The following is an 18,916-nucleotide window of genomic DNA, read 5'->3' on the forward strand; positions in this document are numbered from 1 at the left end:
AACATCAACATCAACATCAACATCAACATCAACATCAACCCCCACGACTCCCGCTCAATCGTAGGGTGCAATAACCGCAGGGCATTGCACCGCATCTGCGAATCAGTCCTCGGCGATGATCTGACGCAAGGCCTGCTCGAAGACGTCGACTGGCTGGCCACCGGCAATCAGGTGGCGCTCGTTGATGATCACGGCAGGTACCGAGTTGATGCCTTGCCGGACAAAGAACTTTTCGCGCGCTCTTACCTGATCGGCGAATTCGTCGGTGGCAAGCACTTTCGCGGCGCGGTCGCGGTCGAGGCCGGCTTTACCGGCGACGTCGACGAGCACTTCATGCGAACTCGGATCGCGGCCTTCGGTGAAATACGCGTCGAACAAGGCATGCTTGAGCGCGACCTGGCGGCCTTCTTCTTCCGACCAGTGCAACAGGCGATGCGCATCGAAGGTGTTGTAGATGCGGCTCTTCGGCGCCATGCCGAAGGTGAAGCCGAGTTCTTCGCCGCGTGCACGGATCATCTCGCGGTTGGCGGCACTTTGGGCGGGTGTGGACCCGTATTTCTCGGCGATGTGCTCGGTGATGTCCTGCCCCTCGCGCGGCATGTTCGGGTTCAGTTCAAACGGCTGGAATTGCATCGTCACTTCGACGTCGTCGCCGACGCGGGCGATGGCTTGTTCGAGCGCGATCAGGCCGATGACGCACCAGGGGCACGATACATCGGAGACAAAATCAATTTGCAAATGCTTGGCCATGGAGTTTCCTTGGTAGTTAAGTCAGTCCATCAAACAGCATGACGTCGACCAGATCGCCGGCGGCGACCGATCCTTGGGCGTCGTGCAGGACCACCATGCAATTGGCTTCGACCATCGAGCGCAGAATGCCGGAGCCCTGTGCGCCGGTGATGCGAACTTGCTGGCAGCCGTCGCTGTCGGTGGAGAGGATGCCGCGCTGATATTCAGTGCGGCCGGGTTTCTTGCGGATGGCGTCGGCGGAGCGCGCCCGCATCAGGGGCGGTGCGCTGGCATCGGCTCCCATCATCTGCAGCAGCGCCTGTCGGGCGAGAAAATAAAACGTCACCATCACCGCGACCGGATTGCCGGGCAGGCCGAACAGGAAGGCGCTCTGGCCGTTCGAGCTGATCTGCCCGAAAGCCATGGGCCGACCGGGACGCATGCCGATTTTCCAGAACGCCACTTCGCCCAGCCGGGCCATGATGTCACGGGTGTAATCGGCCGCGCCGACCGAGACACCGCCCGAGGTGATGATGGCATCGGCGTTTTCACACGCATGGCGCAGCGCCGTTTCGAGCGAGTCCGGGTCGTCCTTGACGACGCCCATGTCGATCAGATCGCAACCCAGTCGCATCAGCATGCCGTGCAGCGTGTAGCGGTTGCTGTCGTAGACGCAGCCTTCATCGAGCGGCTGGCCGATCGAGCGCAATTCGTCACCGGTCGAGAAAAACGCCACGCGCAAGCGGCGCTGCACCGGGACTTCGGCAATGCCAAGTGATGCCAGCAAGCCGAGGTCAGCCGGACGCAGGATGCGTCCTTTTTGCAAGGCGGCCTGACCGATCTTCAGGTCTTCGCCACGAAAGCGCCGGTTGTCCCCGCTGCGCACCGCACCGGTCGGCACGATGATGTGTGATTCGGTTGGCTGCGATTGAATTGCAGGCAAGGTAAATTCCTGCGGGATTACGGTATCGCACTCGGGTGGCATCACCGCCCCGGTCATGATGCGCACGCACTGGCCGGGACCGACGCTGCCGACATGGGCGCGGCCCGCAAAGGCGGTACCGGCAACGGCCAGTGTGACATCGGCATTGCCAAGGTCGGCACTGCGCAGCGCATAGCCATCCATCGCCGAATTGTCATGCGACGGCACGTCGATCGGCGAGATGATGTCGCGCGCCAGCACGCGACCCAGTGCACTGCGCAGGGCCAGTTGTTCGATGCAGTCGATGGGCGTGATGAAGTCGCTGATGATGCGCTGAGCGGCGACGACCGGAACGGCATCGGGATCGTAGTCCGACAGGCAGCTGACGACATCGGCAAGGGAGCGGGCAGGTGGGTTCATGGCAATCAGCTAGCCTCGAATCGGCGCAGGTCTTCAAGCGTGTTGATATTGCGGAACGCCGCTTCATCCTCGAAATGCACTTCGGTCACCGGCAGTGAGGCGTACCATGCGTCGACCTTGCGGCCACCCTGTTGCAGGAACAAGGTCAGATGCGGCAACAGTGCAGCTTTCATCAGGCAGAACACCGGATGCGACTGGCGCTGGTCGCCGCTGCCAGTGACGGCGACGGCGAGGTCGGCATCGTTCTCGATCAAGGCGGTTTTCAGGCGCTCGACCAGATCGGACGGCAGGAATGGCGAGTCGCACGGGGCGGTGACCAGGTAGGTGGTCTCGCAGTGCATCAGGCCAGTCTGGATACCGGCCAGCGGTCCGGCGAAGCCTTGCATTTCATCCGGCCAGACGGCGGTGCAGATCGCTTCATAGGCGGCCAGGTTCTGGTTGGCATTGATCATGAGGTCGTCGACCTGCGGGCCCAGACGCATCAGTGCGTGCATGGCCATCGGTGCGCCACGAAAATTTTGCAAGCCCTTGTCGACAGTGCCCATGCGGGTGCCGCGGCCGCCTGCGAGGATTAATCCGGTAGTGTTCATATTTTTATCAGCCTCCGATGTAGGACATTTCAACTTTGTTGGCGCTGCGCGGCAGACCGACCGTGTCGGCGCTGCGCAGTTCGGAATAGCGGTCGGTGCGTTTGTGCCAGACCTGGCCGATGGCGGCGGAGATTTCGGCGTCGCTGTGTCCGGCGCGCATCAGTGCACGCAGATCGTGGCCGCCGGTGGCGAACAGGCAGGTGAACAGCTTGCCTTCGGTCGACAAGCGGGCGCGGCTGCAATCCTGGCAAAAGGCCTGGGTCACGCTGGAGATGACACCGATCTCGCCGCTGCCGTCGGCATAGCGCCAGCGGCCAGCGGTTTCGCCGACGTAATTCGGGTCGATCTGCTGCAATGAAAATTCGCTGCTGATGCGCGCGATGATGTCGGCGGACGGCATGACTTCATCCATCTTCCAGCCATTGGTCGCACCCACATCCATGTATTCGATGAAGCGCAGGATCGCCGGCGAGCCTTTGAACTGACGCGCCATCGGCAGGATTTCCTGGTCATTCATGCCGCGCTTGACGACCATGTTGATCTTGATCGGACCGAGTCCGACGGCATGCGCAACATCGATGCCGTGCAGCACGTCGGCGACCGGGAAGTCGACATCGTTCATCATCCGGAAAGTGGTTTCGTCGATCGCATCGAGCGAAACGGTGACGCGCTTGAGACCGGCATCTTTCAACGACTGGGCTTTTTTGGCCAGCAGCGAACCGTTGGTGGTCAGCGTGATATCGAGGTCGCGGCCGCTGTGGGTTTTCAGGCGGCTGAGCATCTCGATCAGTTTTTCGACGTGTTTGCGCAGTAGCGGTTCACCACCTGTCAGCCGGATTTTTTCGATGCCGTGATCGATAAAAATTCGCGCCATGCGGGTGATTTCTTCAAACGACAGCAAGTCGGTTTGCGGCAGGAACTGATAATCCTTGTCGAACAATTCCTTGGGCATGCAGTACACGCAGCGGAAGTTGCAGCGGTCGGTGACCGAGATGCGCAGGTCGTGCAGGGGGCGCATCAGGCGGTCGGTGAGCAGGCCGGTCGGGGCGAGCAAGGTGGCGGGGATGGCCGGCGTCCGGTTTTTCTGGCGCAGGTCCATGATCGGAATGACTTTATCTGTCATGGGATGTGGTTTTCCAGGTGCATTTTCATCAGGCGTAGAACGATACCATGAGGCCTGCAAACGCACAGGCGATGAGTAGTTTGATCGGGCCGACCTTGTACCGCAATAGCGCGATGCAGGCGGCCAGCATGATGGCTATCGCGATCCAGTCCCAGCGTGCAAGTCCTTCTTGCAAGCGAAAAACATGGTCGGCAAAAAACACGGCCAGGCTGATGATGACACCGACCACTGCCGCTGAAATCGCGGTCAGTGGTGCCGTGAGCCGGATGTTGTCGCGGGTCGATTCGACCAGTGGTCCACCAGCCAGGATAAAAATGAACGACGGCAAAAAGGTGAACCAGGTAGCGACAAAGGCTCCGATGACGCCAGCTACCAGCAAGTGCTGTGCGCCAAATAGTTCTTTGGTCCAGCCGCCGACAAAGCCGACAAACGCGACGATCATGATCAACGGCCCGGGTGTGGTTTCGCCGAGCGCCAGTCCATCGATCATCTGTACCGCAGTGAGCCACTGATAGTGTTCGACCGCGCCCTGGTAGACATACGGCAGTACGGCATAGGCGCCGCCAAAAGTCAGCATCGCCGCTTTGGTGAAGAACCAGCCAAGCTGGGCGAGCGTGCTATCGATACCGGCAAGTAACGCAATGGCAGCCCATGTAAAAATCGCCAGGCCAATGCCAACACCGCCAGTCAGCGCCAGCCGGGCAGGCGAAAAATGCGCGTGCGACGGCGTCGGCGTGGCATCGTCGATCAGTGCCGGTCCGTAGGTCGTTGCCGCTGCGGCATGGCTGCCACCGACACGAAACAGTTCCGGTCGCACGCGTCCGCCGATCCAGCCCAGTAGCCCTGCTACGAGCACGATCAACGGAAACGGCAAGTGCAACAAGGTGATCGCCGCGAAGGCCAGCACGGCGATGCCGCGCAGCCAGTTGTTTTTTAACGTCCGTGAGCCGATCCGGAATGCGGCAGCCAGGACGATCGCGACCACTGCCGGCTTGATGCCGTAAAGAATGCCGGCCACCACTGGCTGATTGCCGTAAATCAGATAGATCCAGCCGAGTGCGATCAGGATGAACAAGGAGGGCAGCACGAACAGTGCGCCAGCCATGATGCCGCCACGGGTGCGATGCATCAGCCAGCCAATGTAGACCGCGAGTTGGGTGGCTTCCGGACCGGGCAACAGCATGCAGAAATTGAGCGCATGCAAAAAACGCCGCTCGGAAATCCAGCGACGTTTCTCAACCAGATCGGCATGCATCAGTGCGATCTGACCGGCAGGTCCGCCGAAGCTGATGAAACCAAGTTTGAGCCAGTACCAGAACGCCTCGCGCAGGGAGACGTCGGCAGGCGGGGCAGTGGTGGCCGGATCGGGTGTGGTCATCGTTTGGCTCAGTCAACAACAGTGGCAATGGACGGTCATAGCGTCCTGATGAAAAAAGGGAGCGTGAGCTCCCTTCCGGTGTGTGGCGGCGGTTTGCCATGCATCAGTGGATGCATGGCAAGCCGGATACTTAGCGTTGCGTTTCGATTTGTACCAGCGGCTCTTCAGCCTGCACTGGTGCAACTTTGCGCTCGCGTCGCACCCGTGGCGGCGTTGCCATGCTGGCTGCTGCGGCCTGTGCTGCCTGCAGCTTGGCCGGGTCGGTGGCTGCCAGCACCAGACCTGCCGATTTGAGAACATCGGAAAGATCATCTACTTTGGCAATCGTCGTGGCAGGCTCTGCAACAACCGGGACTGTTTCGACGGCGACGGCGACAGGCTTGATGACGACCGGGGCTGTTTCGACAGCGACAGGCTCGATGACGACCGGGGCTGTTTCGATAGCGACAGGCTCGATGACGACCGGGGCTGTTTCGATGGCGACAGGTTCGATGACGACCGGGGCTGTTTCGATAGCGACAGGCTCGACGACGACCGGGGCTGTTTCGACAGCGACAGGCTCGATGATGACCGGGGTTGTTTCGACTTCAGCAAGTGGCTCGATTATTACCGGAACGGTTTCAACGACGACGGCGACAGGCTCGACGACGACAGGCGTTGTTTCGACGACGGCAGCAACTGGCTCGACAACCACCGGAACTGTTTCGACGACGGCGACCACTGGCTCGACAACCACCTGAACGGTTTCAACAACGGCGACGACAGGCTCGACGACCGGCACTGTTTCGACGACAGCAACGACAGCAACGACAGGCTCGGCAACGACCACCGGTGCAGCCATTGTTTCAGCGACAGCCACAACGCGTTCTTCCGACCGGATCACTTCTTGCGGTACCAGTGGTGCTGGCATCGCGGCGCTCAATGCGGATGCGGGATAAGTCACATCGTTATCGGTTGCCAGCAGGTCGGCTCGGGCTATTGCTGCCTCGGCTGCGGCTGCGGCAATGGCGTTGGATGCGACCGGCACGAACACTTGCTCGGACTGGTCATTGCCGGTTGAAGAAGCATCATCAGCGTCTTCACCTTCACTGCTTCCTTCGACAACTTCACCACCTTCACGATCGCGACGGTTACGGTTGCGACCACCACGGCGCCGACGCCGGCGTTTTTCTTCCAGTTGCTCACCTGTTTCCGCATCGACTGTGGTGACATCGGGTGACTCTTCGCTATCCTGCGCAGTCGCATTCCCGATTATCTGGACAGCCGCCGCCGAGACAGCAGTGGCAATGCCGGTTCCTGCTGCCACTGGTAACAACGATTCGTCGCTACGGGTTTCGGCAACGACTTCCTTGCGATCTTCACGCGGTGGCCGTGGCGTGCGTTCCCGACGCGGTTCGGCACTGTCACGTGGCTCGCGCACTTCACGCGGTTCACGCACTTCACGCGGCTCGCGTGGTTCACGCGGCGGACGTGGCGTGCGGGCCGGCGGTGCGGTCGCTTCAGCTTGGGCAGCGACGGCCGGTGCTGTTTTTGCGCCGTCTTCGCGTCCGGATTCATCCCGGTCACGACCGCCCCGGCCGCCGCGACTGCGACCACGGGTATTGCGTCCGTTTTTGTCATTACGGTCGGTTTTTTCTTCTGCCTTGGCAGTCACTACCGGCGCGACAACAACAGGTTCTGCAGGTTTCTTGAAGAAGAAACCAATCAGTTTGGCCAAAAATCCCTCTTCGGCAACTGGCGCGGCAGCGGCCGCAGCGGTCGGTTTGACAGCTTCCACGATCTTGCGTTCGACGATCGGTGCTGGCTGGTCTGGCGTGATGCTCTTGACGACGGCTTCCTGACGCGGCTTGGCTTCTTCTTTCTGGCGCTTGCCGTAACTGATGTCGGTCTCGGCTTCTTCCACCATCGCGTAGCTGGCCTGGACTTCTTCGAGGCGGGCATCGTCATGCTTGATGCGCTCGAGTTTGTAGTGCGGGGTTTCGAGGTGCTTGTTCGGGATCATGATGATCGAGACCCGATGGCGGGTTTCGATTTTCAGGATCTCGCCGCGCTTTTCATTGAGCAGGAACGCCGCCACATCGACCGGAGTCTGGATATGGATCGCGGCTGAATTTTCCTTCATTGCCTCTTCCTGGATGATGCGCAGGACTTGCAGTGCGGACGATTCGGTATCGCGGATGTGACCGGTGCCATTACAGCGCGGGCAAGTGACATGGCTGCCTTCGGACAACGAAGGACGCAGACGCTGGCGCGACAGTTCCATCAGGCCGAAACGCGAGATCTTGCCCATCTGAACGCGGGCACGGTCAAAGTGCAGTGCATCTTTGAGACGGGTTTCGACTTCGCGCTGGTTCTTGGCGTTTTCCATGTCGATGAAGTCGATGACGATCAGGCCACCGAGGTCACGCAGGCGTAACTGGCGGGCGACTTCTTCAGCGGCTTCGCAGTTGGTGTTAAACGCGGTGGTTTCGATATCGCTACCGCGGGTGGCGCGGGCCGAGTTGACGTCGACCGAAACCAATGCCTCAGTGTGATCGATGACGATCGCGCCGCCGGATGGCAACGGCACGGTGCGCGAGTACGCGGTTTCAATCTGGTGTTCGATCTGGAAGCGCGAGAACAGCGGCACATCGTCGCGGTAACGCTTGACCCGATGGACCATGTCCGGCATTACATGGCTCATGAACTGCTGGGCTTGTTCGTAGATGTCGTCGGTATCGATCAGGATTTCGCCGATGTCGGGCTGGAAGTAATCGCGGATGGCGCGGATCACGAGCGAGGATTCCTGATAAATCAGGAACGCGCCTGTCGATGATTGGCCGGCGCCTTCGATGGCACGCCAGAGTTGCATCAGGTAATTCAAGTCCCACTGCAGTTCATCGACATTGCGGCCGATGCCGGCGGTGCGGGCAATGACTGACATGCCGGCTGGCAGGTCGAGCTTGTCCATGGTTTCGCGCAGTTCCTGGCGATCTTCGCCTTCGACCCGGCGGGACACGCCGCCGCCGCGCGGATTGTTCGGCATCAGGACCAGGTAGCGTCCGGCCAGCGAGACGAACGAAGTCAGGGCTGCACCCTTGTTGCCGCGTTCTTCTTTTTCGACCTGGACCATGATTTCCTGGCCTTCGCGCAGCGCTTCCTTGATCGAGGTGGCGCGGACATCAACGCCTTCCTTGAAGTAGGTGCGGGCGACTTCCTTGAATGGCAGAAAGCCGTGGCGTTCTTCGCCGTAGCTGACGAAGCAGGCTTCGAGCGACGGTTCGATGCGGGTAATGACCCCTTTGTAGATATTGGATTTGCGCTGTTCGCGGCCAGTGGTTTCGATATCGATGTCGATCAGTTTCTGACCATCAACGATTGCGACGCGCAATTCTTCTTGCTGCGTCGCATTGAATAACATGCGTTTCATTTTATTTTGCTCCGTGACGACTCAATGGTCGTCTTCAGTGCCGCCTTGTTTTTAGTATGGCGGCAAAAGTACAGGGATGTACGCGAGACCGGAGAATGCGGGAGGGAACTGCCTTGGCATGCGTCAAACCGGCAGACCGGTTGGGCCGCTGCGGGGCGCAGATGAAACAGGCCTGATTACCGGCTACATGCCACCATACGTCGGGCGCTTCGGGTATCGAGCGCATCATCGGCGGCAGGGCGAACTGGATAAGCTATACAAACTTCCGGGTTCAGCAGAATCGGTAAACAAGGTGCAATTTCATCAATTCGCCAGCTTGCCTTTGAGCTGGCAAGCTGGCGAAATTTATCCGAACATTCCGACTTCTCTGATCAACTTTCTTGCGCGCTGTCCGATGACATCAACGGTGCGACCTTGACTCGCGCAAGAATGTTGCATACACATCTTTTCCATCGTATTTGCAAATTGGCGAGGCCGATGGAGACGCCCCTGTGTAGAATGAACTTCTTTCTCACACCAGCAGCTGTTTTGTAACTACTGCGAAACAAGTATATATTCAAAATGAAGGACTTAGAGAGATTTTCTGGGAAAGAAGCTGAAACGCTCTCACCCTCCCGGTCGCTGCAAGATTCTCCCCAAGTTCAACTCATCACGATTTCCGATGAAGAGTCTGGCCAGCGGATCGATAATTTCCTTTTACGTATCTGCAAGGGCGTTCCCAAAAGCCATATTTACCGGGTGCTTCGCTCAGGCGAAGTGCGCGTCAACAAGGGGCGTATCGACCAGACCTACCGGTTGACCGAAGGCGATATCGTGCGCGTGCCGCCGGTACGCGTTGCTGAAAAAAAAGAATCCACTGCGCCAGGCACTGAATTTGCCACGCTGTTTGAAGATAATCATTTGCTGATCATCAACAAGCCTGCGGGCGTTGCCGTGCATGGCGGGTCGGGTGTCAGTTACGGCGTGATCGAGCAATTGCGCGCTGCGCGGCCCGATGCCAAATTTCTGGAACTGGTGCATCGTCTCGACCGTGATACGTCGGGCATCTTGATTCTGGCGAAAAAGCGTTCGGCACTGACTAACTTGCATGCCCAGATTCGCGATGGCGAAATCGACAAGCGCTATTTGCTGCTAGTACAAGGTGATTGGCAAAATGCCCGGCAGCACGTCAAACTGGCATTGCATAAATTCAATGCTCCGGATGGCGAGCGGCGAGTGCGGGTGCAGGCTGATGGCCTGGCATCGCACACGGTTTTCACATTGCTGCGAAAATACGAGCAGTTCGCGTTTCTGGAAGCAGAGCTGAAAACGGGCAGGACGCATCAGATCCGGGTTCATGCTGCTTCCAGTGGATTCCCGATCGCCGGTGACGACAAGTACGGCGATTTTGCATTGAACCGGATGCTGCAAAAAGCGGATGGCAAGCGGGTAGCGTTGAAAAGGATGTTCCTGCATGCGCATCAGATTACCTTCGTGCATCCTGATACCGGCAGGCCATTGACGTTGAACGCGCCGTTGACGCCAGAGTGCCTGAAGTTTCTGGCTAGCCTGACAGAAGCACCGGTTGCCGGTACGCCTGCGGTCAAGTAACCACCTTAATTTGAAGGAGCCGGTGGCAGCGCCACCGGGCATCATGGCGCGAAAACAATTTGATCTGATCGTGTTCGATTGGGACGGTACGCTGATGGATAGCACGGCGACCATCGTCAAGTGCATTCAGGATTCCGCCCGCGATTTGGGCTTGCCCATTCCCGACAAGCGCGCCGCGTCGTACGTGATCGGACTGGGCTTGCAGGATGCAATGGAAGCGGCCTTGCCCGATCTGGACCCCAAGTATTATCCGAAAATGGTAGAGCGCTATCGCCATCACTATCTGGCGACGGGCAATGACCTGACCCTGTTCGATGGCGTTCGTGAAATGTTATCGGACTTGTCTCAAGCGGGATATTTTCTTGCTGTCGCAACCGGGAAAAGTCGTGTCGGTCTCAATCGCGCACTCAATGCCGCCAAGTTGCTGTCGCTATTTGACGCGACGCGCTGCGCGGACGAGACCTTTTCCAAGCCAAATCCCGCGATGCTGCAGGAACTGACCCGCGAACTCGGTCAGGATATGAAGCGCACATTGATGATTGGCGATACCACGCACGATTTGCAGATGGCATTGAATGCCGGAGCAGCGGGTGTGGCGGTTCACTACGGTGCGCATTCTGCACAGGAACTGGCCGTGCTCAATCCATTGTTCGCTGCCAATTCCGTCCGCGAATTGCATACCTGGTTGTCCGCGCATGCCTGACCTGTCACCCATTCCGATCTGCGACTCGACTGCGCTCATCGAAGGTGGCAAGGGCGTGCGCTTCACCGTGACAGCAGGTGGTGCGGATGCGACCGGATTTGTAGTGCGTTTCAGGGGGGCGGTGTATGGCTACCTTAATCGCTGCGCACATGTGCCGATCGAACTGGATTGGGCAGAAGGCGAGTTCTTTGAATCCAGTGGCTTGTACTTGATGTGTGCGACGCATGGTGCCATCTACGCGCCGGAAAGCGGCCGTTGTGCAGGAGGGCCATGTCGTGGTGGCAAGCTTCGTCCGATAGCGGTCACCGAGATACATGGCCAAATAGCCTGGTGCCCTGATAACTATGTAACACCAGGCAAAGCCTGAGTTTTGAACGATAGGAAAAGTAACGATGAACAATGATGATTTCAGTTCCGAGCAACCGGCCGCTCCGGTGAAGCCCGATGGCAAACCAATGAAAGACGGCTGGGAGCGCGATGTCATTGAAAAGCTGGCCTACGAAGCCTTGCGCGAACAGCGTGCCCGCCGTCGCTGGGGTATTTTCTTCAGACTGGCTACCCTGGCAGCAGTCGTGTTCGGGATATGGGCTTTTGTCAGTTTCGGCAAGACCGACGCAGAGGTCCTGACCACGCACACGGCGCTCATTGATATTGACGGCACGATTGAGTCCGGTGGCGGCAGCGGGTCGGCCGAATCGGTTATTCCAGCCTTGAACAAGGCGTATGCCGATACAGCGGCGGTCGGCATTATTCTGCGCATCAACAGTCCGGGCGGGAGTCCGGTGCAGGCCGGCATGATCAATGATGAAATGGTGCGCCTGCACAAGCTGTATCCGAAAAAGCCGCTGTATGTCGTGGTCGATGAAATGTGTGCATCGGGCGGCTATTACATCGCCGTGGCTGCGGACAAGATCTTTGTCAACAAGGCGAGCATTGTCGGTTCCATTGGGGTGCTGATGGATGGCTTCGGCTTCACCGGGTTGATGGATAAAGTGGGTGTCGAGCGGCGTCTGCAAACTGCGGGTGTGAACAAAGGATTCATGGATCCGTTCAGTCCGCAAAGCGAAAAGCAGAAGGCGTTCGCTCAGGAAATGCTCGATGAAATCCATCAGCAGTTCATTGACGTCGTGCGCAAGGGTCGTGGCAAGCGACTCAAGGAAACGCCGGAAACTTTTTCCGGATTGTTCTGGACGGGTTCCAAAGCCGTCGAGCTCGGATTGGCTGACGGTTTCGGTACCGTGGACAGCATCGCACGGGAGCAATTCAAGGCCGAAGATGTCGTTGATTACACGCAGCATGAAGGTTTGCCGGAACGTGTTCTGAAGAAATTTGGCGCTGCAATGGGTGCAGGGGCAATGAAATCGCTCGTTTCCGGCGCTTCTTCACAAATCCATTAAGTTGAAAAGTCGCCACGTGGCGACTAGCTTGGCCGTCGGTTAAACCATGTGCTTGAGACCGATCTGTCGTCGCTTGACACGGAGCTGTCGTCGCTTGATACGGAGCTGTCGTCGCTTGACACGGAGCTGTCGTCACTTGACACGGATCTTTCATGGGGCCACAGGATCGCCGTTTGAACATCGTACGGGTTTGAACTGTCATCGTGCCCCGGCTTGACCGGGACCGCTGTGGGAAGAGCTGAGTCATATACCGCGGCCAAATGTTGCGATTCATCCGCTGACTCATTTGCACCTGGATTGGACAAAGTCGGAGACTGCCGGGTAGTCGATAATCTGTTGGCATACAGCGCCGCGTAATCCGGGGTATCCCGTCGACGGGGTGGCCTACCCGGTGCCTTGCTGTAGGCACCTGGCGCAATTGATCCATCGCTTGGCAATTGCCGCTGTTTTATTCGGGCAATAGGTGCTACCGGTGTCGGTTGAACGTCGTTGTTACCGGTCGGCGTGAGTGCATCCAAGCCTACACTGACCGTCGTGCTGGCATTCAAGGACAAATTTTGAACACCATTTCTAACACCTTGCAGCATTTGCTTCCGAATCCTGTTTCCATGCGATGTAGCAACTGGACCCGTGGAATTGAGTGATGCGCCAGAACTTTTGCGATTAACCGAAGATTTCTCTGGAATGGGCGGTAAAGCATCCTTTGTCATATTGGCCCGTTGTTGCTTCTGGGTAGCCATGTCGGCAGCAACAGGGCCACTGGGAGTCGGTTGTGGCGGAGCCGGTAGTTGTTGGGCCGCCACGTTCGGTTGAGCACTGCGAATGCTTCTAGAAAAAATTTGACCCATGACACACCCCGAAGTCTCAGTTTGCATGAACTTCAGTAGCAAAGAAGACGCCGTTAGTTCCAAGGAACCATTCCGTTGATGGGCTGAATCAACGGAACCATGTGAGTTCATGGCATTCTCACCTCATCACGGTGGCACAGGATGGTGTGTCTGCTACGCCTTCCTCAACGCAAATTGCCGGTGTGACCCAGCGAATACCGGCCCGGTTGTGGCCACACGGTCAGGCCATGCGGTTCCTGTCCGACCTTGACCTGGTCCACGTTGCCGTTGGCAGTGGTAAATCGATACACCACATCATCGAACCGGCCTGACAGCCAAAGATATTTTCCGTCGGCGCTGACATTGCCCATGTCGGGACTGCCGCCACCGGGCACGGGCCAGTTGGCGACCACTTTGTCGGTGGCGAAGTCAACGACGCTGACGCTGCCCTTGCCTTTACGTTTGCCGTGGATACGGTGAGTGCCGCGGTTGGCCACATACAGGTGCTTGCCGTCACGGCTAGGATAGATTCCGTGCGTGCCGACGCCTGTTGGAATGAACCCGACTTCCTTGAACGCGGCGATGTCGACGACATGCAATCCATCAGCTTCCATGTCGGCAATGTAGAGCTTGCTGCCATCCGGCGAGATGCGGATGTCTTGTGGCATACCTTTGCTGCTGGTGCAGATTTCAGTTGCCGGACCACCCGCCGACGCGGCCTCGGCGAAGCGCGCGGACGGCATCTTGAGCTTCAGGTAGCCTGCCACTTTGCGCCCAACCAGATCAATTTTGGCGATCGTCCCATCGAATTCGCAGGTGAAGACCGCGTAGCGACCGTCACTGGAAAAGTCGGCGTGATTGATGCCGCCACAGGACGGCGTGTCGATCGAGTACTGCACCGTCATTGTCTTTGGATCGCGGAAGTCGAGACGGTGCATCGCTTCGGCGACGACGATGGCAGACTTTCCGTCGGGTGTGAAATACATGTTGTAGGGATCGTCCACCGGCACGGACTTGCCCGGCTTGCCAGTCATCGGGTCGATCGGCGTCAAGCTGCCCAGATTGGTCCGCTCGGCATTGTTGGCGACCCAGAGTGTCTGCAAGTCATAAGCGGGCACGACGTGTTGCGGGCCGATGCCGACCTTGAACTTGTCGACGACTTTGAGCGTCTCCGGATCGATCACGTAGACATCGTTCGACCGCAGGTTGGGGACATAGACACGCGCCAACTGGTTCTTGACGACTGCGCTCATGTTGCCAGACCCAATGTCGCCATAGACGTTCTTTGGGTCACTCAATGGTGGCATGCCAGGCAACGGCGAATACGTAGCGGTGGCTTCCGGGGGGCGGGAGGCGCTCACTTCCCTGGCGCTAGTGAGGTTGCCAAACAGATCGACAGCCGACAACGTGAGCAGGCTCACGCCGATGAGGGCGATGCGTCGAGTACGGCGGCCAAGTGGCGTTACGGTGCGAGTGGTTAATGTGGATTTCATTGGTTCCATTCATTTTGTCTAATGATTCGCCTGGGTGGCGAGTTGCTTAGCGATGACGTTCCTGGAGGATTATTTTAATGGCATTTACCGAGGTATCAATCTGGCGCTGAACGCCCAGTCGACCCAGTTCGGCAGTGGCGCGCGTGGCGTCGCCGCGCACGCCATCGCTGACACCAGGTTTCGGCGCATGCGTCATGGCGTCAACGCGCACCATCGATGGCACCGTAGCGAGCATCAGGGCCGCATCGGCCAGGCCTGCGTGCAGACCAATCTCGGCGCTACTGAATCCGCGTTTTTTCAGGTCATCGATAAACGCGGTCTGAGTAATATCGTAGTAATCGAGCAGCGCATGGACGCGGGCAGAGTCATCCTTACCCCAGGCGCGGTTAAGTTTTTGCGCCACGCGAACCTCGTTTTGCTGATAGCCGCCATGGTCGCCGATGAAGATCATGTCGCGAAAGCCATGCTGCCGTAAACTCGCCGCAGCTCCTTCGAGAACCGCTTCGAAGGCCGCTGGCGGGATCGAAATCGTGCCGCTCAATCGCATGTGGCCGGTCGGTGGATTGACCGCGCCTTCCGGCACGTAGGACACCACCGGCGCGACCAGCGTATTGCCGAGTTGTTGCGCGATCATCGTGGCGATGACTCCGACCCGCATGTTGTGCTTGCCGAGTGCGATGAACGGACCACTCTGCTCCACGCCGCCGATGGGGATCAGGATAGTGGTCGCGCCATGTTCGATACGACTGCGCAATTCGGTGCTGGTGAGCTCTTCCAGCTGGACGCTGTTATTACCCGGCGTCGCCGATATCGCCAGCGATGGAATGGCGATGGCAAGCAGATATGCCAGACCGCAGACGCCGTTCAAGATGCGTTTTTGCATACTTCTGTCAGTCAATTTATTCTTCACGACATGTCACTTTGTAATGTGGATGAGCTTTAGCGCGAGCGGCACGGAACAATCTTATGCGATCACGGGGCAGGAGGCGAGGTGTTCAACTAGTTTCATCAGGCAGGAATCCTCAATTATTCGGAGCCAGCTAATGAAAATTACGGCTTTCAATGTGCAGTTGACCCAGCAACGCAGAATGATCGAGCACTTTTTTGGCGATCAGATGCCGCACTTCGCCAACACATTGCCAGACGCCATACACCGTCATCAGACTCGCTTGCAGGATGGCGAGACGATCCTGCTCCTGCACGTTCTTCCAGAGGATGACGTTGATGACGCCGGTTTCATCTTCGAGCGTGATGAACATCGTGCCTTTGGCGGTGCCGGGTCGTTGTCGCATCGTGACAAGGCCACTGGTTCGCACCAGCTTGCCGTTGCCATAGCCCTTCAGTTCGAGTGCGGTCGACAAGTGCATCTGGCGCAGTCGCGCCCGCAGTAGCGCCAGCGGATGGCGGTTCAGTGTCAGACCCGTGCTGTGATAATCGGCGACGATGTCATGACCTTCGCTAGCGGCAGGCAATGCCAGCGCGATTTCAGTGATCGGTGCATGACGCAGCAGCGCCGTCACCGGGAGCAGGGCAGCGACTTCCCAGTTAGCCTGACGACGATGTCCGGCCAGCGCGAACAAGGCATTGGCGGCGGCCAGTGCCTTGAGGTCGTGCTGGTCCAGTTCGGCGCGCCGTGCCATGTCGTCGACGCTATCGAACGCCCGCATGGCACGTACTTCAATCACGCGTTGCGCTGCCTGGCTGGAGAGCCCGCGCACCAGGCACAGACCGAGCCGGACATCGGGCTGCGCCGCGTTCAATTGGTCGGTGTGTTCTTCCAGCGTGCAGTCCACCTCGCTGATCATGACGTCGATCGGTAATACGCGCACGCCGTGACGGCGGGCATCCTGCACCAGTTGTGAGGGTCCGTAAAAACCCATCGGTTGCGAGTTCAGCAGCGCTGCCAGAAAAGCTGCCGGTTCATGCCGCTTGATCCAGGCCGAGACATACACCAGCAGCGCAAAACTGGCCGCATGCGATTCCGGAAAACCGTATTCGCCGAAGCCTTCGATCTGGCTGAAAATTCCTTCGGCGAATTCAGGTTCGTAACCACGGGCGAGCATGCCGGCGATGACGGGTTCGCGGAATTTCTGCAACCCGCCCTTGCGTTTCCAGGCCGCCATCGAGCGCCGCAAATCATCGGCCTGGCCCGGTGTAAAGCCGGCCGCCAGCATCACCACCTGCATCACCTGCTCCTGAAAAATTGGTACGCCGAGTGTGCGTTCGAGCGCCAGTTTCATGTCGGCATTGGCATAGGTTACTTGTTCCAGTCCCTGCCGGCGACGCAGGTACGGATGCACCATGCCACCCTGTATCGGCCCCGGCCGCACGATCGCGACTTCGATCACGAGGTGGTAAAACTTCTCGGGGCGCAGGCGCGGCAACATTGACATTTGCGCGCGCGACTCGATCTGGAACACGCCGACGGTATCGGCGGCGCAGATCATGTCGTAGGTAGCCGGGTCTTCGGCAGGCACATCCTGCATCGTGAAGACATCGCCACGACGCAGGCCGATCAGGTCGAGCGCACGCCGGATCGCCGACAACATGCCCAGCGCCAGCACATCGATCTTGAGGATGCCAAGTGCATCGAGGTCATTCTTGTCCCATTCGATCATGCTGCGATCTGGCATCGCGGCATTTTCGATCGGCACCAACCTGGCCAGATTGTCGCGCGCGATGACAAAGCCGCCCGGATGCTGCGACAGGTGGCGTGGAAAACCGACCAGCGTGCGGGTCAGCTCCAGCAGTTTGTGCACCAGCGAGGCGTCGGGATCGAAGCCGGTTTCGCGCAGGCGCTCGTCGCTGACCTGGCCGTCTTCCCACCATTGATGCGAGTGCGACAAGCGGTTGATCTGGTCGAAGTCGATGCCCAGCGCCTTGCCGACATCCTTGAGTGCCGAGCGCGGCCGGTAAGTAATGTGCACACCGGTCAGCGCAGCGCGATGACGACCGTATTTGCGATAGATGTACTGGATCACTTCTTCACGTCGCTGATGCTCGAAATCGACATCGATATCGGGTGGCTCGTTACGCTCTTTCGAGATGAAGCGCTCGAACAGCATCGACATGCGTTCCGGATCGACCTCGGTAATCCCGAGGCAATAGCAGACCACCGAATTGGCCGCCGAACCGCGGCCCTGGCACAGGATGTCCTGGCTGCGGGCAAAGCGCACGATGTCGTGCACGGTCAAAAAATACGGCTCGTAGGCCATGTCGTGGATCAGCGCCAGTTCATGTTCGATCTGTTCCTGCACCTTGGCCGGAATGCCGGCGATGAAGCGGCGTGCCGCGCCTTCGTAGGTCAGGTTGCGCAGGTGGCCGTCGAGGGTGGCACCGGCTGGCACAATTTCCAGCGGATATTCATAGCGCAGTTCATCCAGTGAAAACGTGCAGCGCTGCGCGACCACCAGCGTTTGTTCCAGCAGCGCGCGCGGATACAGTTGCGCGAGCCGCAAGCGCGAGCGCAAGTGCTGTTCGGCATTGGCTTGCAATGCCAGTCCGCATTCGGCAATCGGCTTGCCGAGCCGGATTGCAGTGACCGTATCCTGCAGCGGTTTGCGCGAGCGCACATGCATGTGGACATCACCGCTGGCGACCAGCGGCAAACCGGTTTGCTGTGACAGCGCGGACAACTGTTGCAACCAGACATCGTCATCAATGCGGTGCAGTAGTTCGACCGCGATCCACGCGCGCGAAGCGAAAACACGCGCAAGCCACTGCGCTTGTTGCAGCCGTTGTGCATCGTCATGTGCGCGTTCGGGTAACAGGATCGCCAGGCAATCTGGCAGGCCGGCCAGTTCTGGCGTTGCAAAATCCTCGATGGCCAACTGGTAGCTGCCCTTGTCGGCGCGTCGCCGGCCATTCGTGATCAGCTGCGACAGATTGCCGTAGCCCTGGCGGTTGGTTGCCAGTAGCAGCAGTGTCATACCGCAGCGCAGCTTGACTTCGGTGCCGATCAGCAATGCCAGGCCGTGTTTTTTGGCTTCGATGTGGGCGCGTACGACACCGGCGAGCGAGCACTCGTCGGTGATAGCCAGTGCCGCATAACCAAGGCCGGCGGCCCGTTCGATCAATTCTTCGGGGTGCGAGGCACCACGCAGGAACGTGTAGTTCGACAGGCAGTGGAGTTCAACATAAGGAGGGAGTTGTTGGGGCATTGGCTAATAATACTGTATATAAAAACAGTTCTGAAAAATTGACTGGTCTCCGCAGGGGGTCGCTGGTGCGTCTCGGGTGGGTCACTGATATCTGATTTTAATGAGGCAATAAAAAAGTTTTCCGGAGGTCAATTATTTTCTTGCTTCACGGTATTCTGCGCAGATATAGTTGGTT

General features: G+C 58.5%; 14 protein-coding genes. 5 read left to right on the top strand and 9 right to left on the bottom strand.

The features are described from left to right. Positions 1–102: 102 nt before the first annotated feature. The 6 genes from QN370_RS17050 to QN370_RS17075 all read right to left on the bottom strand — a co-directional run bounded on the left by QN370_RS17050 (position 103) and on the right by QN370_RS17075 (position 8,571). Positions 103–750: a DsbA family oxidoreductase gene (locus QN370_RS17050; protein ID WP_322126996.1), complete on the bottom strand. Its 648-nt coding sequence runs from the start codon at positions 748–750 to the stop codon at positions 103–105. A gap of 16 nt (positions 751–766) precedes the next feature. Continuing rightward, a complete protein-coding gene (glp, locus tag QN370_RS17055; RefSeq protein WP_322126997.1) occupies positions 767–2,071 on the bottom strand; it encodes a gephyrin-like molybdotransferase Glp in 1,305 nt (434 codons plus the stop codon). Positions 2,072–2,076: 5 nt separating this feature from the next. After that, the gene (mobA, locus tag QN370_RS17060; RefSeq protein WP_322126998.1) at positions 2,077–2,661 is read right to left on the bottom strand and encodes a molybdenum cofactor guanylyltransferase MobA; all 585 of its coding nucleotides are present in this window, start codon (positions 2,659–2,661) and stop codon (positions 2,077–2,079) included. Between the two features lie 7 nt (positions 2,662–2,668). Further along, entirely contained in the window at positions 2,669–3,784 is a 1,116-nt protein-coding gene (gene moaA, locus QN370_RS17065) for a GTP 3',8-cyclase MoaA (RefSeq protein ID WP_322126999.1), read from the bottom strand. A 28-nt stretch (positions 3,785–3,812) separates the two neighbouring features. Next, positions 3,813–5,162, bottom strand: coding sequence for a chromate efflux transporter (chrA, locus tag QN370_RS17070; RefSeq protein ID WP_322127000.1), 1,350 nt, complete (start codon positions 5,160–5,162; stop codon positions 3,813–3,815). A 130-nt stretch (positions 5,163–5,292) separates the two neighbouring features. Then, entirely contained in the window at positions 5,293–8,571 is a 3,279-nt protein-coding gene (locus tag QN370_RS17075) for an Rne/Rng family ribonuclease (RefSeq protein WP_323581756.1), read from the bottom strand. A 118-nt stretch (positions 8,572–8,689) separates the two neighbouring features. Here QN370_RS17075 and QN370_RS17080 point away from each other — a divergent pair, with 118 nt between their 5' ends. The 5 genes from QN370_RS17080 (at position 8,690) to QN370_RS17100 (ending at position 12,261) form a co-directional block, all read left to right on the top strand. After that, positions 8,690–8,989 carry a hypothetical protein gene (locus QN370_RS17080; protein WP_322127002.1) on the top strand — a complete coding sequence of 100 codons (300 nt, stop codon included), beginning with the start codon at positions 8,690–8,692 and terminating at the stop codon, positions 8,987–8,989. Between the two features lie 143 nt (positions 8,990–9,132). After that, complete coding sequence (locus QN370_RS17085) at positions 9,133–10,161, top strand: RluA family pseudouridine synthase (RefSeq protein WP_322127003.1); 1,029 nt, start codon at positions 9,133–9,135, stop codon at positions 10,159–10,161. Positions 10,162–10,204: 43 nt separating this feature from the next. Continuing rightward, a complete protein-coding gene (locus QN370_RS17090) occupies positions 10,205–10,864 on the top strand; it encodes an HAD-IIIA family hydrolase (RefSeq protein WP_322127244.1) in 660 nt (219 codons plus the stop codon). Next, entirely contained in the window at positions 10,857–11,231 is a 375-nt protein-coding gene (locus QN370_RS17095) for a Rieske (2Fe-2S) protein (protein WP_322127004.1), read from the top strand. Before QN370_RS17090 ends, QN370_RS17095 begins: the two co-directional genes overlap by 8 nt. A gap of 25 nt (positions 11,232–11,256) precedes the next feature. Beyond that, complete coding sequence (locus tag QN370_RS17100; RefSeq protein WP_416172120.1) at positions 11,257–12,261, top strand: S49 family peptidase; 1,005 nt, start codon at positions 11,257–11,259, stop codon at positions 12,259–12,261. A 1,012-nt stretch (positions 12,262–13,273) separates the two neighbouring features. Here QN370_RS17100 and QN370_RS17105 read toward each other — a convergent pair. From QN370_RS17105 to QN370_RS17115, 3 genes are all read right to left on the bottom strand, one after another. Further along, positions 13,274–14,581, bottom strand: coding sequence for a YncE family protein (locus QN370_RS17105; RefSeq protein WP_416347710.1), 1,308 nt, complete (start codon positions 14,579–14,581; stop codon positions 13,274–13,276). 46 nt (positions 14,582–14,627) lie between these two features. Then, complete coding sequence (locus QN370_RS17110) at positions 14,628–15,464, bottom strand: creatininase family protein (protein ID WP_322127005.1); 837 nt, start codon at positions 15,462–15,464, stop codon at positions 14,628–14,630. Positions 15,465–15,621: 157 nt separating this feature from the next. Next, complete coding sequence (locus tag QN370_RS17115; RefSeq protein WP_322127006.1) at positions 15,622–18,741, bottom strand: error-prone DNA polymerase; 3,120 nt, start codon at positions 18,739–18,741, stop codon at positions 15,622–15,624. Positions 18,742–18,916: the final 175 nt, after the last annotated feature.

The organism is Actimicrobium sp. CCI2.3, from assembly GCF_035019065.1.
In the GTDB taxonomy this organism is placed as follows: Bacteria; Pseudomonadota; Gammaproteobacteria; order Burkholderiales; family Burkholderiaceae_D; genus Actimicrobium.

What these genes read in the sequence shown, in the direction of transcription:
- glp (WP_322126997.1), bottom strand. Translation starts at nt 2,071, where the DNA reads ATGAACCCACCTGCCCGCTCCCTTGCCGATGTCGTCAGCTGCCTGTCG.
- chrA (WP_322127000.1), bottom strand. Translation starts at nt 5,162, where the DNA reads ATGACCACACCCGATCCGGCCACCACTGCCCCGCCTGCCGACGTCTCC.
- moaA (WP_322126999.1), bottom strand. Translation starts at nt 3,784, where the DNA reads ATGACAGATAAAGTCATTCCGATCATGGACCTGCGCCAGAAAAACCGG.
- QN370_RS17085 (WP_322127003.1), top strand. Translation starts at nt 9,133, where the DNA reads ATGAAGGACTTAGAGAGATTTTCTGGGAAAGAAGCTGAAACGCTCTCA.
- QN370_RS17110 (WP_322127005.1), bottom strand. Translation starts at nt 15,464, where the DNA reads ATGCAAAAACGCATCTTGAACGGCGTCTGCGGTCTGGCATATCTGCTT.
- mobA (WP_322126998.1), bottom strand. Translation starts at nt 2,661, where the DNA reads ATGAACACTACCGGATTAATCCTCGCAGGCGGCCGCGGCACCCGCATG.
- QN370_RS17095 (WP_322127004.1), top strand. Translation starts at nt 10,857, where the DNA reads ATGCCTGACCTGTCACCCATTCCGATCTGCGACTCGACTGCGCTCATC.
- QN370_RS17115 (WP_322127006.1), bottom strand. Translation starts at nt 18,741, where the DNA reads ATGCCCCAACAACTCCCTCCTTATGTTGAACTCCACTGCCTGTCGAAC.
- QN370_RS17100 (WP_416172120.1), top strand. Translation starts at nt 11,257, where the DNA reads ATGAACAATGATGATTTCAGTTCCGAGCAACCGGCCGCTCCGGTGAAG.
- QN370_RS17075 (WP_323581756.1), bottom strand. Translation starts at nt 8,571, where the DNA reads ATGAAACGCATGTTATTCAATGCGACGCAGCAAGAAGAATTGCGCGTC.
- QN370_RS17080 (WP_322127002.1), top strand. Translation starts at nt 8,690, where the DNA reads ATGCGTCAAACCGGCAGACCGGTTGGGCCGCTGCGGGGCGCAGATGAA.
- QN370_RS17090 (WP_322127244.1), top strand. Translation starts at nt 10,205, where the DNA reads ATGGCGCGAAAACAATTTGATCTGATCGTGTTCGATTGGGACGGTACG.
- QN370_RS17050 (WP_322126996.1), bottom strand. Translation starts at nt 750, where the DNA reads ATGGCCAAGCATTTGCAAATTGATTTTGTCTCCGATGTATCGTGCCCC.
- QN370_RS17105 (WP_416347710.1), bottom strand. Translation starts at nt 14,581, where the DNA reads ATGAAATCCACATTAACCACTCGCACCGTAACGCCACTTGGCCGCCGT.